Here is a 14,052-nt window from a genome sequence, read left to right as displayed (position 1 = left end):
TTTATGATCCTTCAGCAAATTTTTTATATGCATTTGCTAATTTGATGTCATATTTATTTTTTGCATAAGCTTTGCCGTTATAGCCCAATGCAAAGGCTTTCCAGTCATTATTTTTAAGCGCATTCACAAGATTATTTACCTTGATATATCGGCACATGGCTTCAAGCTGTGAGGCTTCATTTTTATACATGGCATTGATGAATGCTTGTAGCGATGGATAGCCAAGAGATTTCCAGTGATAACCCATCACTTGACCAATACCCCATGAACAAGATTCAAGCGCAATTTCACGATGATATTCAGCAGCAACTGCTAATCGACCATGTTGAGCTGAATATAAGCCATAAGCACCAGATAATTTATTACACAGGTCAGGGCACTTAATTTCCATTTTTTCGGCAATGCTAAAAAATTTATTGGCAATTAAACGCTCTCGCATGACATGACGTTCAAACAAAATCACAGGTGTATTATCTGGATTAAATCCTGAACCCCGACATTCCACTTCATGAATGGCTTGAAGTGCAGCAGGGGCAATACCCAGTTCTTCCGCTTGTTGCTGTATTTGTTCAATAGTGAGCTGTTTTGACATTTCTCTATTCCTATTTAAACATGGCAATGAAAGCTGCTTTTACTTCAGCAATAATTTCACTGACCGTTTTACCTTTCCATAACTGCATCGATTGATACCAAATACCGATTAACAGCATGCCAAAGACGGCAAAAATCAGCATCACAAAACCTTGGGACTGCATTGAATAATGGGTGAGTTGGTAATATTCAATAAAAGCAGATCCGCCATATAAGCTGATGGCCACACTAATTGCGAATTTTAAAATCACACCGACGGTAATTTTAATCCGTCCTTGTGTGTCGATATCACCGCTTAAAATCAGCGCTAAAATTGCGCCCATAATTGCGGCAATAATTTTTAAAAGCCACGGTAATCCTTTAATTGAAATAGGATCATTCATTGGGTTCCCCTTTAATCCCACAGTTTTAATGAGGGAGTACTTTGCATTTGAGTCGCTTCAGGCAAAATAACGGTTTGATGCTCATCTAAAAATGTTTCATGCAACTCAGGATTTAATTCAATCAATGCAGCCAAAACTTGCACTGAATTGTCTTTGAAATAACGGTATGCAATGGCATCTAAAGTATCGCCCTGTATGGCATTGACAGTACTCATACCAGTTTGACCCGATTACGTCTGCGGTTGGTCAAATCAGCAATCATATGATTGACAATACGACGTAACGACTGCATTTTTGCTTGTTGATTTTCGCCACGTGATTGACCGTTTGTTGTGGTATCAAAATCTAAATTATCTTCACAAATCAGTGCAGCAGCTTCATAGCAAACTGCACGTTTATATTTGCGAATCTGTGTATCAGTTTCGATTTTGAGCAACATAACTTGAGTATTGATGTCATCCATTGCGGTGAGAATCTTTTCTGCTAAAAGATCCTCACCTTTGGATTGATCTAAACGCACCGTTCCCAATAAATCCTTAATGCTGACATTTGGACGTTCTGGTTCAGGATTTTGAACCATACGATCAGGTAGCGGTGCATTTAGAAGCATGACCGTTACTCCGCAGCCGTATTGGAGTCGGTGGACGCAGGAACTGACACATCTGCTGCCGAAGCATCAGGTGAATCAGCCTGCGAGCCGACAGTGGCGTCGGGAGACGACTCGGTTGTTTGCTTCGTCAATAGTTTTCCAAGGGTTGTAAGGTCTTTTTTACAGCCTACTTTACTATCGAGTCGCAAGGCATTTTTATAAGCATTCTGTGCTTCGAAAGGTTGAGCATCTTTCAAGGCATCACCTAGCGCACGGTAAATTTTGGCACGAGCCTGATCCACCATTTGTTCACCGACACCCAGCTCAATGATTTTTTTAATCAATTCAGCATGGGCAATGGCAAGGTCTAAATCATCACAAAAATCTATAGCGCATTGCTCTGTAACAAATTCCGCAATACCACGAATGTGTCCTTCAGGCATGACCATGTCATTGAGAATGGCAAATTCAGCAATTCGCACAGCGAGTTCATATTCACCTGCATCCACTGCCCACACCATTAACGTCACCAGCGTTGTATTTTGTGCAGAAGGGGAAACGGCTAAACAGCCATCGATATAACCGAAATATTCAGGTAGCCATTGTTTTTTCTTGGCAATTTTGTCCTGAGTCGATTTGGTGTCTTTTAATTGGCTCATGTGATTGAACAGGCGTAGTTCAATATTTGCTGTTGGCGTAGACTGTGGGATTAAACCAGTTTGACCACCTTCTGCTGCACCAGGATCAACACCCATAATCACTGCTTTTTTTCGTAAGCGTGGATCTGGGCTTTGTGCCATTTTTTGTGCTTTGATTGCGAGCATTTTTTCGCGATGCTCTCGCATTGAGTTACTAGACATTAGGCTTGTACCTCAATATTTTCGATCAGTACGCACTTGCTATAGTCTTCAACCACAAAGTCTTCATTCACAGACTGGAAGTCGACTGCACGATCCCATTCAGGCTGTTCTGCAATAGAACGCACCAAAGTGCCTGACTGAAGGTAAATCGACAGGTTTTTCGGATGAGTAATCAGAATGGTTTTTGCAGGGAAGTTAGGCACATGCAGCGCAGGTAAAGTTCCAAGCTGCTTATTGGCGTAAATGGTACGTGCTGCCAATTGTTCTGTTGGATCTTGAATGGTATTCAGCAATGGCAAGTATTTATCACTCAACACGCCACGGCCACAAATAGCGACTAAGCCACTTTCACGGTGTTGTACGGCAATATATTCTTCAACTGCATATTCAACTAAACCATCAAGCGTTTTGAACTCATTGCCTGCGCCAATTTTGGTGACCAGTTTGCCTGTACCGTCATCGATTCCTTCGTAATGTTGCTCTGGTGCAATATCACGAATTTTTTGCAACCAACCTTTTTTAACATCTTGTAAAAGAGGGTTGGCCACGCGATCTGAAGTCGCTGAGCGATAGACACCATTCCAACCAATACACAGCTTATCCAGTGCAACGGCATTGATGACCATTGCTTGAAGCTTGGCTTTGAAGTCTGGATGATGCTTCCAAGCATTGAGTAATGACCAATAATAAGCAACGTCATAGTTGGTTTGGGTACAGTTATATTCATCCAGTAAATCTAATGCACCGACTGCGGTTGGTGTACGTGCTTTGACACGCGTATCTGTAGTACCTGCAATTGTGGTGCCGATGAGTAAGCCAATTTTTTGACCTGTGGCATTGTCCACTGGAAATACATTAATTTGCTTTAGAAAGTCCGCAGACTCTTGGTAAGCAGCAATGATTTTTTGTTCAGGTACAGGTTGAACGGCAAAACTATGTTTAACATCTTCTACCTGATTGGCTCGAGCGATGTCGGCCATATAAGCGAATAATTTTGTACGTGCAATGGAACTGAGAACGACTGCCATAATTGATAAATTCCTTAATTAATAATCAACACGGTCAGCATCACCGCCTGCAGCAGCAGGTGGGTTATTGACTGGAGTCGTTGAAAGTTGGGTGAATTGGGTTTGTAAGTCTTGAATGGATTGCAAAATGGGTGTGAGTGCTTGATTCAAAGCATCTTGCGCTGTTGTCGGCTGCTCAGTATTTTGCGTAACAGGTGCAGGAGCAGGTAGGTTCACTGGTGGGGTTGTCGCTGCAGGTGTTGAACTTAAAGTACTAAACTTTTCATTCAGCTCTTTAATACCATTCAATGCCGTCACTAAACCTTGAGTCACCACAGCCTGAAAATCATCGGGCTGCGCTGTCGGTTTGGGTTGAGCAGGTGTCAGCATGGTTTTTAATTGCTCGAAAAAACCTTTTTGATCATTTGGAACTGAAGTATTCGGTTCAGTTGGAGCTGTCATTGACATATAAATCTCCGAATTGGGTTGAGTGCGTAAAGCAAATTGGTTGGCTGAAAATTTAATAGGTTCAGTGCCAAGTGAAGCAGGGGTATCGGTTAAACCAAGTCCAACTTGATAGGCAATCCCTGTCCCTGCAAAATTGCGATAGAACTCAATTGAAGGGTAAATTTTTTGTCCACCCTTATTCATGACCACAAAATGAGGCAGAGCAGAAAGGGTGTTATAGAGTGACCATTTCCCATCTTCTTGGACTGCTTCAACTTTGATGATGTCGCCATAGGCATTGAAAGGTGGTTCTGGTGACCATCCTGAATAGTGCTCAAGATTGATTCGTGCACCATATTTTTCCAGACTATAGCTTGATCCCATCTGTTGAATTTCTTGTCCAGTCAGTTCACGCCCATCCACGGTTTGACCTTCACGGGCAACTCGAAAGCGTTTTTCTACACGTCCTTCTCCTGCTAGTCCCATTTAAATTTCCATCTATGTTTCTGATGTATGCAGTCTGCTTGTGAATGGATATGTGTCGCAACGACCAGAATCCTGTTTAACGCTTAATCAGGATTTTTCTATTCGTGGAAAATGAAGACATGGGGCTACATTAGGCGCATGAATACATCGCATCCGCTTAGTTTTGAAAATTTAAATCCACGGCAACATGGACGAATCCTGTTTGCGATGGGTATGACTGTGTCTGAAATTGCCAAGCAAATTGAAGAAAATCGAGCGACTGTCGAAAGTTGGAAACAACGTGAAGGATGGGAAAAATCTGATTTATTTGATGATGTAACGCTTGGACTTAAAGTCCGATATTTAGCACTGACTTTTATGGAAAATAAGAGCAATGCCAATTACAAAGAAATGGATTTTATTGGTGTTCAATTTGAACGATGGGCGAAAATTGAAAGATACCGCCAAGGGGGGACTCAAGCGGATCTCAATCCAAAACTAGAAAACCGCAACAATAAGCCGAAAAAGAGAAAGCTTAAAAACCAAATTACCGAAGAAGATTTAGTCTTACTTGAACAGGCATTTTCAGAGTTTCTATTCCTATATCAACAAGAATGGATGGATGCTATTTCATGGTCACGGATTTTTATTTTATTGAAATCACGCCAAATCGGGGCGACCTATATTATTGCGCTATGGGCTTTTATTGATTTACTTAAAACGGGTAAAAATAAAATCTTTATGTCCGCTTCAAGAGCACAAGCCTTTCAATTTATTGAATATATTAAAGCCTTTTGTTTAGAAGTGATAGGAGTTGAATTGACAGGAGATCCCATTGTTGTCAACGGACCAAATGGACAAGCGAGTTTATATTATTTAGGGACAAATGCTTTAACAGCTCAAGGCCGTCATGGTGATGTCATCATGGATGAGTTCTTTTGGATTCGTAGTTTTTTAAAGTTCAAAAAAGTCGCTTCTGCAATGGCATCGCAGAAAATGTATAAGCAAATTTATATGTCGACACCTTCCAGTATTTTGCATGAAGCGTATGCATTCTGGACGGGTACAGATAGTAAACGTAAATTACCGATTGAAATTGATGTCAGCAAAGTCGCATTAAAAATGCCTGTTAAATGTGCTGATAGAAAGACTCGTCAAATTGTGACATTGGATGCTGCTGAAGCGAAAGGCTGTGATTTATTTGATCGGGATGACTTACTTGCAGAATATGGCGATGAGGAATATGCCAATTTATTTGATTGTGATTTTATCGATGATTCAGGTTCTTATTTTCCACTGAAAGACATCATCCCCAATATGGTGGATTCATGGGAAATCTGGAATGATTTTAACCCCAATGAAACGCCACATTATCAAGGCGAAGTATGGATTGGCTATGATCCATCTTTCACAGGTGACAATGCTGCACTTGCCGTTATTGCGCCACCACCAACATCATTGTCGCCTTATCGAGTACTTGAAATAAAACAATTCAAAGGGCAAACAGCTCAAGAGCAATCTTTATATATTAAAAAAGTCTGTGGCCGCTACAACGTCACTTTTATTGGCATTGATAACACTGGTAATGGTCTTGCTGTTTCTGAATATGTATCTAAGTTTTTCCCTGCTTTAACCAGACTGAACTATAACCCCGAATTAAAAATTCGTATGGGACTCAGAGCCAAAGAGTTATTTCAAAAACGACGACTCAATTTTGATGCAGGTCTCACCACTGTGGCAAAAGCCTTCCTTTCCATTAAAAAAGCCATGACCAGTGGAGGGGGGAATAAAACCTTAGTCACCAGTCGCTCTGCAGAAAATGGGCATGGTGATATCGCTTGGGCAATTATGAATGGTTTAGAAAAAGCACCGATTGTCGACATCACAGATCCATCTCAACAAGGCGCAGCACGTAGCCGAATCAGAGTATTTAAATCATGAATATAAAATCAATGCTACATCAGCAATTGGATCGGTTTGGTTTGTTGCAAAAACAAGAATTGGCTGTAGATGCTCCAACCAGTAAAATTATTTGTAAAAATTTTGGGGAAGCAGAACCAGTACTGGATGGCCATGCCTTATTTGAATATGGCTATTGTCCAAAATGGTTAGACTGGTATGAATTACCCTACGATATGTTGGCCACGGCAAAATTGTTTCGAGCGACCAGTCATCACACCAGTGCTTTAATTGTGAAGCGCAATATTCTAACCAGTGATTACATTCCTCATCCGTTGTTAAGTCGCCATGAATTTAATGCTTTGGCTCTGAATCTTTTAACCTTTGCCAATTGTTATGTGCATGTGAAACGTAACCGTTTTGGTGGTGTTGTTGGACTTGGATCTAGACCAGCACTAAATATGCGAAGGGCATTGGATTTATCAAGTTATTATCAGTTGGGCTATGATCAGATCAATAACCATAAATTTGAACCTCAAGATATGATTCATATTTTTGAAACTGATATTGGACAGGAAATTTACGGCATACCTAATTATTTGAGTAGTGTAAATGCAATTTTACTCAATGAAGCAGCTACTTTATTCCGTCGTCGATATTATAAAAATGGAGCACATGCAGGTTTTATTCTACACATGACTGATGCATTACAAAGTCAGCAAGATGTCGATGATTTAGAAGATTCGCTTGAAAACTCAAAGGGGGCAGGCAATTTTAAAAATTTATTGGTTTATACGCCCGGGGGAACTAAAGATGGAGTTAAAGTCATTCCACTGGCTGAAGTTGCTGCCAAGGATGAATTTTATAATATTAAAATAGCCAGTCGTGATGACCAACTTGCAGGGCATCGTATACCACCGCAACTCATTGGTGTAGTACCACAAAATGCAGGTGGGTTTGGTGATATTGAAAAGGCTGCAAAAGTTTTTTATTACAATGAAATTGTTTTTTATCAAAACTTACTTAAACAGGTCAATGAACGATTGGGTGTGGAAGTGATAAAGTTTAAAAATTATGAGCTTTTATCCACTAGTGAGTAGTTAAAACTATTCATATTTTATAAAAATATTTTTGCATAAAAAAACCCCGACATCCTGTCGGGGTTTTTCGTATTTGATGCTTAGGTATAACTCCTGTCGTACCTCACATTCCTTGTATCAGATCTTGTTATTCTTATCTGGAGCATCCTGCTCTCTATGTCCCCATGATAAGAAATCAGTGTGAGGTCGTATAGCCGCAAAGGGCTTGAATCCATGTGCGCCTAAGCGTACATAACTGTTTAAATTTTACCCCAAGGGTTATTCGCAGAAATTGGGGATAATTTGAGCAGTGGATGAGTTGATAATACACACTAAAGCTTCAATTTGATCAAATAATGATCTATTTTTCTGGCCATATTTTACAGAGTTGTACATAAAAAAGCCGACTTGTTTCCAAGTCGGTTTTTTAGGTTTTGCGTCCCAATTTTTTATAGCATAACTTTTTGAAATTTAAAACTATTTTTAAAAAATTTCGTATAAGCACCATTATGTTAAATGGACTCATTTTTGAAAAAGGGTAATTCAATTTTTATGATCTAGGTGATTTTCAGAATCTAGCAATAACATTTTTCTTGTTAGGATTTTTTTCAAATATTTAGGGATATCTATATACAGAGCAATTCCTATAGGGATCATAAAGAAACCAATAGGTGCAAGGAAAATTGTAAAAACTAGAATAGTACCAACCGTAATAAATAAAATTGCAAATAATTTTACTAAGAAAATAGTTATTTCTATTTTTAGAGTTATCTTGTGTTTTTTCTCCATCATGTAACTTTAACCATAATTATTTGATATTAAAAAACTTCCATTATTAACATAATACACCTTATACGAAATCAGAAATGAGGGCCTCGAGCTCTCATTTTTTAGTCTTTAATACGCTTTTGGGCTTCATCGTAAACTATGCTATCAGCCCGTTTACCAACGGTAATAAGCAAAATAACAACTTCATTATCTTTAACTTGATAGACCAATCTTACTCCTGCTTTTAGCAACTTAATTTTATAACAGCCAGCAAGATCTCCTCGAAGCATATTCTTTGGGATATGTGGTTGCTCTATGACTTTGATGAGTTTTTTCTTGAATTGATCTCGTATAGCAACTGGAAGTTTTTCCCATTCAGCAGTGAAATCCTTGTGACGTAAAAGCTTATAAGTCATCTAAAGTGATTTCCTCAAACATCTCTTTAGGATCATTAATACGTTTACGGACAATAGCCAGTAGCGCCGCATCTTCTTCTGAGAGTAATGCCTTTTGAACTGGAAGTTTTCCTGTTGTAGCAATGTACTCTAAGACGCTAATAAAGAATTCTGTAGGAGCAATTCCTTGTTCTTTAAGGACGGAATAAGATTTCTCTTTGAGCGTTTCATCCACTCTAAAATTGACAGTAGCCATATTATTCTCATTTATTTGATAGATGAGAATATTGTAATGCATACTGCATTACAATGCGAGTTCGCATAATGACCATTGTCTTAAATAGAGGAGAAAAGGTAAAAGATTAGGGTTCGGAAATGGGAGTATATTTTCCTATAGGAAAATTCCATTTTGTTAAATAGTAGGTATAGCTACAATATTCATCAAAGCTAGATAATTTCACTTCTAATCCCATTCCATCTTTTTCACAGCGATATATAGCGTAAGCCGTATTCGAATACTCATCACCAGTTAATTGAACAAGCTTTGCTTCACTAAAACAGTTTTCTAGCGGAATCATTAAAAGACCACTTTCTGATTGATCTGGTTGAAACATATTAAGTTTTTTAGCTTCTAATAGTTCTTCTTTTAATTCAGGGTATTTAGACGTTGAGTAATTGGTAGGGAAACAATTTTTTCCTGTTCCACCATTGGGTGAATTTTTCATTCTGTTTCCCCAATTAAGAACAAATTTTTTCGGGAAAAAGTTTTGTTGGATTTTCTCAAAAGAATAAATGGTTGTTAAAGCAGTAAGTAAAATACCTAATACTATAAAAAATATTTTCACTTATTGTTACCTTGTTTTTTATACTTTTAAATTTTTCTAAAATTAACATAATAAACTTTATGTGAAATTGAAAGAGAGCTTAAGCTTATTTTATTGATTTCAAGAGTAGGATAGTTTATCTACGGGCATAAAAGCCTTTGGTCTAAAATATATTATAAATAAAAAAACCCAACATCTTGTTAGGCTGTTCCATATTTGTTGCGAAGGTATAACTTCTGTCATACCTCACAATCCTTATGCTGATTTTATTTTATATTTAGTTTACTCACTTCAAACTTAAAGAACCTTCAACTTTAACTGCGGTTTTCCAACTATCTAAGGCTATTAGACCATCAACATAATGTTTAATATGCGGATAATTCTCTGCCTGATTTAATGAATAAACTAGACTATTTAATACAAAGCCCATCATAAAATCAGCACCAGTTAAGCGATTAGCAACTAAGTATTTTTTATTCTCTAAATAGTCATTTAAAAAACTAAATACTTTGTCAAATTCTACTTGGCTATAATTTTCTAAAAATACTAATTCAGTACCATGTTGACTCTCAATAGAATTAAAAATTTTCAACAAGTAAGGTACCATTGCCGAACTTTCGGAAAAATGAATCCACTGTAAATAATCAGCATAATCTGGGTCATTAAGATCAGGTGCTAATTGAGGTGCTAGTTTTTGAATTAATAATTCAACAATTGCACCTGATTCAATAATTACTTTTCCATTCCATTCAATCACTGGAGATTTACCCAACGGATGAATATCTTTTAAAGATTGTGGAGCTAAATGGGTATTTGAATCTCTATAGTATCGTTTAAGTTGATATGGTTGTTTAATTTCTTCCAACAACCAAAGAATGCGAAAAGAACGCGACTGATCTAAATGGTGCAATGTAATCAAAACAATTTCTACCTTTTAAAACTTGAATGGGTTAATTATCTAGATTACTTTTATAAGTCGATCCTTGTTTATAAAAGTATTTTAATCAATTGTTTACACAATAAATAGATTAAATAATCTTAAACCTAATAAATATTTATATGGCTTTTACCAATAATTGGACTAAAGATTGTATTTCACCTCTTAACTTTCCAATATCAGATATATTTAACTGTTCGGAAAGTTTATTGGGAATATTTACAGCCAGTTCCTTTATCTCTAATCCCTTAGTCGTTAAGGATACTAGAACTCTTCGTTCATCATTAGGATCTCTTTGACGGTTAATAAAACCTGAGTTTTCCATCCGCTTAAGTAATGGTGTCAAAGTTCCACTATCTAAATACAAGCAATGTCCAAGATCACCTACGCTTACAGAATCACGTTCCCATAACACAAGCATTACTAAATATTGAGAATAAGTAAGACCTAAAGGTTCCAGTAAAGGTCTATATACTTTTACTAGCAAGTTTGATGCAGCATATAAAGGAAAACATAACTGCTTATCTAGCTTTAGATGATCATTAGACATATAGAAATCTTTATCGAGTTTTTACAGTGAGCGATACTTCTATATTACCTCGAATTGCATTCGAGTAAGGACAAACCTTATCTGCTTCACTGACAATTAACTCAGCAGTTTCTTGATCCAGATCTGCAATAGTTACATCTAGTGCTACTGTTAAAGCAAAACCACCATGTTCATTTGGTTTCATCCCCACAGTGGCAATAACTTCAATATCATTGTCGCGAACCTTATTGCTTTTATTTCGAGATACATGAATGACTGCATTGCCAAAACAAGCTGCGTAACCTGCTGCAAATAATTGTTCTGGATTGGTTGCACCACCTTTACCACCTAACGCTTTTGGTAAAGCAAGATTGAGATTTAATAAATCATCCTCGCTATGTACATTTCCGTTACGACCGCCAACTGCTTTAACTTGTGTTGAATATAGAGTGCTCATTACAGTGCCTTATTTAGCTAACAATTAAATTGATAGCAATATAATTGCTTGAAATAAAACCCATGTCAACTATTATAATTTTGTTATATAAATTTTCCTTTAACTCAATACTTGCAATGGCACATATAAAGAATTATTAAATACTTATTTTTTGGTTTAAATATCAATAAATTAAATAAATTTACAATGAATAATATTATTTTATCTGAATTGAATTCTTTAGAGCTTTGTTCTTTTAATTAATTTAAAGAGCAGGGCAGAGCCAAACGCAGTTCCCTCACGCCTCCGCAGTCTTACTAAAAGTCATTATTTTGATGCAGTAGTAAAAATAACTCAAACCTATGCTATCAAAGGATTTGAGGGTATATCAAGGCGTTGAAGTTGATGCAAAGTGATGCAATCTGATGCAAATTAAAAGATAGAGAACAAATAGAACTATTTAATGAATTTTATAAGTCCAAAAATAAAAGTTCAATTTAGGTTACCAACATCAAAAACAATAGATAAGTTATTAATTTATATTAAAATAATTGGTAACTTTTATTAGGTTGCTTTGGGTTACCAAGTCAATTAAAAAATCAATTAATTATTAAAAAACAAAAACTTAAAAGGTTACTGGTGGTAACCCAAAAATTGGGTTACTGGTAACTCAAAAGTAACCTAAAAGTAACTTTTATAAATTCAATTAAATCTTAATAATTTCATACATATATCTATTAATATTAATTTTGGTAACTAAAGTAACCTATTTTTTTTATGACCTAAAATTTTAGATTACAAGAATTCAGGCATGAAGTATTTGTTCAATCCTTCAAATATATTCTGTTCATAAATGCTGTGATGCTTATTAAATACACTGACTCTATGACCTGATATTTGCTTAAACGGAATGCTCACTTGAACAATGTTTTATTAGATGTAAGTACAAAGATTAATTAGTATAAAAATTATAAAATGCGACAGGAATACGACAGGAAAAATTTAAGCTTTTGATATTATTTAAGTTGCATTGTCTTTGACATCGTAGAGGTCAGCAGTTCGAGTCTGCTTATACCTACCAGATATAAATCAAAGACTTATAAGCTAATCAAATGCTTATAAGTCTTTTTTTTGTCTATTGTTTGTTGCCTTTAATAATCCAAATAAACTGTGTTTTGTATCAGAAAGTCGAAGAGCTTGAGGATAAAGATGCAATTATTGCACGTATTCATGAAGCTTCTAAATTCTTACCGCTTGAGCTAAGCCACACAATGTGGTTTCTCATCAACTAAAGAAGGCAATCGTGTTCCTTATGATGCACATTTGCGTAAGCTTTAACTTGTGAATGAAATTGTAGTAAAAGTTTTGGGGCGCTCTGAGCATAATTTCAAAATATATTTAATTTTTCGGGTTAAGTGTGACGAGTCGAAAACCAGATGATACATTATCTGGCTTTTTATGAAGTAAAACATGAAATAAGTTCACCTTAACATGAGCATGTTTCAGTAAATATGTTAAATAACATGCATAAATATTGTTAAGTCTATGATGCTTATCATTATTCAAAAATTACAGCATCTAAAAGTTAAATTCGACATTTCTTCCACACTCCGATTCAATTCAAACCACATTTTAAATGACGACATTTATGAAGAGCAACACGAGCCAAGCAGCAAAAAACCAGTACGCTAATAATAAGGTCGAGCATGTCGGGAGCTTTTTAAGACCCTTAAAACTGAAAAAAGCCCGTTATGATTTTGCTGATCGTGTGATTTATGAAGAAACATTACGCCAAGTGGAAGATACCGAAATTGATAACCTGATTGATATTCAGTTGGATAATGATTGCACCATTATGACAGATGGTGACTTTCGCCGTGGTTGGTGGCATTACGATTTTCTTGAACAGTTTGACGGTATTCAAGGCTATAAGACCCGTGATGGACTACAGTTTAAAAGTGTCATTAGCAAAGCCTATGATGTTCGTGTAACGGGAAAAATTGATTTTCCAGAAGATCATCCAAGCCTTGCGCATTATCGTTTTTTACATCAGGCCATTGATGGTTTTGCAACGGCAAAATTTACTTTGCCGAGTCCCAACATGATGTTGTATCCACATCTGCGCAATAATCGTCATTATGCTGATCGTTTGACTGAATACGTTGAAGATTTAGGGCAGGCCTATCAAAAAGCGATTCAAGCCTTATATGAGCAAGGTTGTCGTTATCTTCAGATTAACGATGAATTTTGGGCTTATTTGTGCGATGAAGAACAACGTGAAAAAGAGCTTGCATTGGGCATGAATCCTGATGATTTAGCAGATTTTGCTGTTCAGACTTTAAATATTGCACTTGCCAATAAGCCTGAAGACCTTGTGGTGGCAGTGCATATTAACCGCGGTAATTTTTTATCGAGTTGGTTGTATCAAGGTGGCTATGCAGCGATTGAATGTTTTATCTTTGAAAAATTACATAATATTGATCGTTACTTATTAGAGTTTGACACCGAGCGTGCAGGTGGTTTTGAGCCTTTAGCAAAATTACAGGGCACGAATGCTGAAGTCTTTTTAGGCTTGATCTCGACTAAAGTGGAGACTGTTGAAGACAAAACGAAGCTGATTGCCAAAATTCAGCAAGCGGCAGCGTATCTCCCCCTTGAGCAATTGGGTTTATGTCCACAAAGTGGCTTTGCCTCGATGGAAGAGGGCAACCGTATTTCGTATGATACGCAGTGGAAAAAACTGAAACTGATGAATGAAATTGCACAGGAGGTATGGGGCTAGCCTATATTTTATCGGTATGACTTCTGATGTTGCCAAATCGTGTGGCATCAGATGCACTTTA

Annotated in this window: 17 protein-coding genes; 3 read left to right on the top strand and 14 right to left on the bottom strand. The window is 36.8% G+C overall.

Annotated features, from left to right (window positions below):
* Nucleotide 1: 1 nt before the first annotated feature.
* Genes B9T24_RS15200 through B9T24_RS15170 form a run of 7 tightly spaced genes read right to left on the bottom strand, consistent with a single transcriptional unit; the run spans nucleotide 2 to nucleotide 4,363 of the window.
* Complete coding sequence (locus B9T24_RS15200) at nucleotides 2–592, bottom strand: N-acetylmuramidase family protein (protein ID WP_086166559.1); 591 nt, start codon at nucleotides 590–592, stop codon at nucleotides 2–4.
* Between the two features lie 10 nt (nucleotides 593–602).
* Nucleotides 603–974 (bottom strand): hypothetical protein, encoded by a 372-nt coding sequence (locus B9T24_RS15195; protein ID WP_086166558.1) that lies wholly within the window; start codon nucleotides 972–974, stop codon nucleotides 603–605.
* An 11-nt stretch (nucleotides 975–985) separates the two neighbouring features.
* On the bottom strand, nucleotides 986–1,189 hold the full coding sequence (locus B9T24_RS15190) for a tail protein X (RefSeq protein WP_086166557.1): 204 nt from the start codon (nucleotides 1,187–1,189) through the stop codon (nucleotides 986–988).
* The gene (locus tag B9T24_RS15185) at nucleotides 1,186–1,584 is read right to left on the bottom strand and encodes a head completion/stabilization protein (protein ID WP_086166556.1); all 399 of its coding nucleotides are present in this window, start codon (nucleotides 1,582–1,584) and stop codon (nucleotides 1,186–1,188) included. Before B9T24_RS15185 ends, B9T24_RS15190 begins: the two co-directional genes overlap by 4 nt.
* Before the next feature lie 5 nt (nucleotides 1,585–1,589).
* On the bottom strand, nucleotides 1,590–2,423 hold the full coding sequence (gene gpM / locus B9T24_RS15180) for a phage terminase small subunit (RefSeq protein ID WP_086166555.1): 834 nt from the start codon (nucleotides 2,421–2,423) through the stop codon (nucleotides 1,590–1,592).
* Nucleotides 2,423–3,451 (bottom strand): phage major capsid protein, P2 family, encoded by a 1,029-nt coding sequence (locus B9T24_RS15175; RefSeq protein ID WP_086166554.1) that lies wholly within the window; start codon nucleotides 3,449–3,451, stop codon nucleotides 2,423–2,425. Before B9T24_RS15175 ends, gpM begins: the two co-directional genes overlap by 1 nt.
* 18 nt (nucleotides 3,452–3,469) lie before the next feature.
* Nucleotides 3,470–4,363, bottom strand: a complete 894-nt coding sequence (locus B9T24_RS15170; RefSeq protein ID WP_086166553.1) for a GPO family capsid scaffolding protein — start codon at nucleotides 4,361–4,363, stop codon at nucleotides 3,470–3,472.
* 138 nt (nucleotides 4,364–4,501) lie between these two features.
* On the opposite strand from B9T24_RS15170, the gene B9T24_RS15165 reads away from it, so the two are divergent.
* Nucleotides 4,502–6,283 (top strand): terminase large subunit domain-containing protein, encoded by a 1,782-nt coding sequence (locus B9T24_RS15165; protein ID WP_086166552.1) that lies wholly within the window; start codon nucleotides 4,502–4,504, stop codon nucleotides 6,281–6,283.
* Entirely contained in the window at nucleotides 6,280–7,341 is a 1,062-nt protein-coding gene (locus B9T24_RS15160; RefSeq protein WP_086166551.1) for a phage portal protein, read from the top strand. The genes B9T24_RS15165 and B9T24_RS15160 overlap by 4 nt, the downstream gene beginning before the upstream one ends.
* 522 nt (nucleotides 7,342–7,863) lie before the next feature.
* On the opposite strand, the gene B9T24_RS15155 is transcribed toward B9T24_RS15160, so the two are convergent.
* From B9T24_RS15155 to B9T24_RS15125, 7 genes are all read right to left on the bottom strand, one after another.
* Nucleotides 7,864–8,112 carry a hypothetical protein gene (locus tag B9T24_RS15155; protein ID WP_086166550.1) on the bottom strand — a complete coding sequence of 83 codons (249 nt, stop codon included), beginning with the start codon at nucleotides 8,110–8,112 and terminating at the stop codon, nucleotides 7,864–7,866.
* Between the two features lie 98 nt (nucleotides 8,113–8,210).
* Nucleotides 8,211–8,504 carry a type II toxin-antitoxin system RelE family toxin gene (locus tag B9T24_RS15150; RefSeq protein WP_086166549.1) on the bottom strand — a complete coding sequence of 98 codons (294 nt, stop codon included), beginning with the start codon at nucleotides 8,502–8,504 and terminating at the stop codon, nucleotides 8,211–8,213.
* Entirely contained in the window at nucleotides 8,494–8,739 is a 246-nt protein-coding gene (locus tag B9T24_RS15145; RefSeq protein WP_086166548.1) for a type II toxin-antitoxin system RelB/DinJ family antitoxin, read from the bottom strand. The genes B9T24_RS15150 and B9T24_RS15145 overlap by 11 nt, the downstream gene beginning before the upstream one ends.
* Nucleotides 8,740–8,845: 106 nt before the next feature.
* Nucleotides 8,846–9,328, bottom strand: a complete 483-nt coding sequence (locus B9T24_RS15140) for a hypothetical protein (protein ID WP_086166547.1) — start codon at nucleotides 9,326–9,328, stop codon at nucleotides 8,846–8,848.
* 265 nt (nucleotides 9,329–9,593) lie between these two features.
* Nucleotides 9,594–10,226 carry a glutathione S-transferase family protein gene (locus tag B9T24_RS15135; protein ID WP_086166546.1) on the bottom strand — a complete coding sequence of 211 codons (633 nt, stop codon included), beginning with the start codon at nucleotides 10,224–10,226 and terminating at the stop codon, nucleotides 9,594–9,596.
* Nucleotides 10,227–10,362: 136 nt separating this feature from the next.
* Complete coding sequence (locus B9T24_RS15130) at nucleotides 10,363–10,794, bottom strand: MarR family winged helix-turn-helix transcriptional regulator (RefSeq protein ID WP_086166545.1); 432 nt, start codon at nucleotides 10,792–10,794, stop codon at nucleotides 10,363–10,365.
* A 10-nt stretch (nucleotides 10,795–10,804) separates the two neighbouring features.
* Nucleotides 10,805–11,230, bottom strand: coding sequence for an organic hydroperoxide resistance protein (locus B9T24_RS15125; protein ID WP_086166544.1), 426 nt, complete (start codon nucleotides 11,228–11,230; stop codon nucleotides 10,805–10,807).
* Between the two features lie 1,627 nt (nucleotides 11,231–12,857).
* On the opposite strand from B9T24_RS15125, the gene B9T24_RS15120 reads away from it, so the two are divergent.
* Nucleotides 12,858–13,991, top strand: coding sequence for a 5-methyltetrahydropteroyltriglutamate--homocysteine S-methyltransferase (locus B9T24_RS15120; RefSeq protein ID WP_086166543.1), 1,134 nt, complete (start codon nucleotides 12,858–12,860; stop codon nucleotides 13,989–13,991).
* Nucleotides 13,992–14,052: the final 61 nt, after the last annotated feature.

Source organism: Acinetobacter sp. ANC 4654 (assembly GCF_002135425.1).
In the GTDB taxonomy this organism is placed as follows: Bacteria; Pseudomonadota; Gammaproteobacteria; order Pseudomonadales; family Moraxellaceae; genus Acinetobacter; species Acinetobacter kyonggiensis.
This window is presented reverse-complemented; position numbering and strand designations above follow the sequence as displayed.

Bases quoted from the DNA above. Each gene is read 5' to 3' on its own strand.
- B9T24_RS15170 (WP_086166553.1), bottom strand. From the start codon at position 4,363: ATGGGACTAGCAGGAGAAGGACGTGTAGAAAAACGCTTTCGAGTTGCC.
- B9T24_RS15200 (WP_086166559.1), bottom strand. From the start codon at position 592: ATGTCAAAACAGCTCACTATTGAACAAATACAGCAACAAGCGGAAGAA.
- gpM (WP_086166555.1), bottom strand. From the start codon at position 2,423: ATGTCTAGTAACTCAATGCGAGAGCATCGCGAAAAAATGCTCGCAATC.
- B9T24_RS15125 (WP_086166544.1), bottom strand. From the start codon at position 11,230: ATGAGCACTCTATATTCAACACAAGTTAAAGCAGTTGGCGGTCGTAAC.
- B9T24_RS15165 (WP_086166552.1), top strand. From the start codon at position 4,502: ATGAATACATCGCATCCGCTTAGTTTTGAAAATTTAAATCCACGGCAA.
- B9T24_RS15150 (WP_086166549.1), bottom strand. From the start codon at position 8,504: ATGACTTATAAGCTTTTACGTCACAAGGATTTCACTGCTGAATGGGAA.
- B9T24_RS15155 (WP_086166550.1), bottom strand. From the start codon at position 8,112: ATGATGGAGAAAAAACACAAGATAACTCTAAAAATAGAAATAACTATT.
- B9T24_RS15120 (WP_086166543.1), top strand. From the start codon at position 12,858: ATGAAGAGCAACACGAGCCAAGCAGCAAAAAACCAGTACGCTAATAAT.
- B9T24_RS15195 (WP_086166558.1), bottom strand. From the start codon at position 974: ATGAATGATCCTATTTCAATTAAAGGATTACCGTGGCTTTTAAAAATT.
- B9T24_RS15190 (WP_086166557.1), bottom strand. From the start codon at position 1,189: ATGAGTACTGTCAATGCCATACAGGGCGATACTTTAGATGCCATTGCA.
- B9T24_RS15130 (WP_086166545.1), bottom strand. From the start codon at position 10,794: ATGTCTAATGATCATCTAAAGCTAGATAAGCAGTTATGTTTTCCTTTA.
- B9T24_RS15160 (WP_086166551.1), top strand. From the start codon at position 6,280: ATGAATATAAAATCAATGCTACATCAGCAATTGGATCGGTTTGGTTTG.
- B9T24_RS15145 (WP_086166548.1), bottom strand. From the start codon at position 8,739: ATGGCTACTGTCAATTTTAGAGTGGATGAAACGCTCAAAGAGAAATCT.
- B9T24_RS15185 (WP_086166556.1), bottom strand. From the start codon at position 1,584: ATGCTTCTAAATGCACCGCTACCTGATCGTATGGTTCAAAATCCTGAA.
- B9T24_RS15175 (WP_086166554.1), bottom strand. From the start codon at position 3,451: ATGGCAGTCGTTCTCAGTTCCATTGCACGTACAAAATTATTCGCTTAT.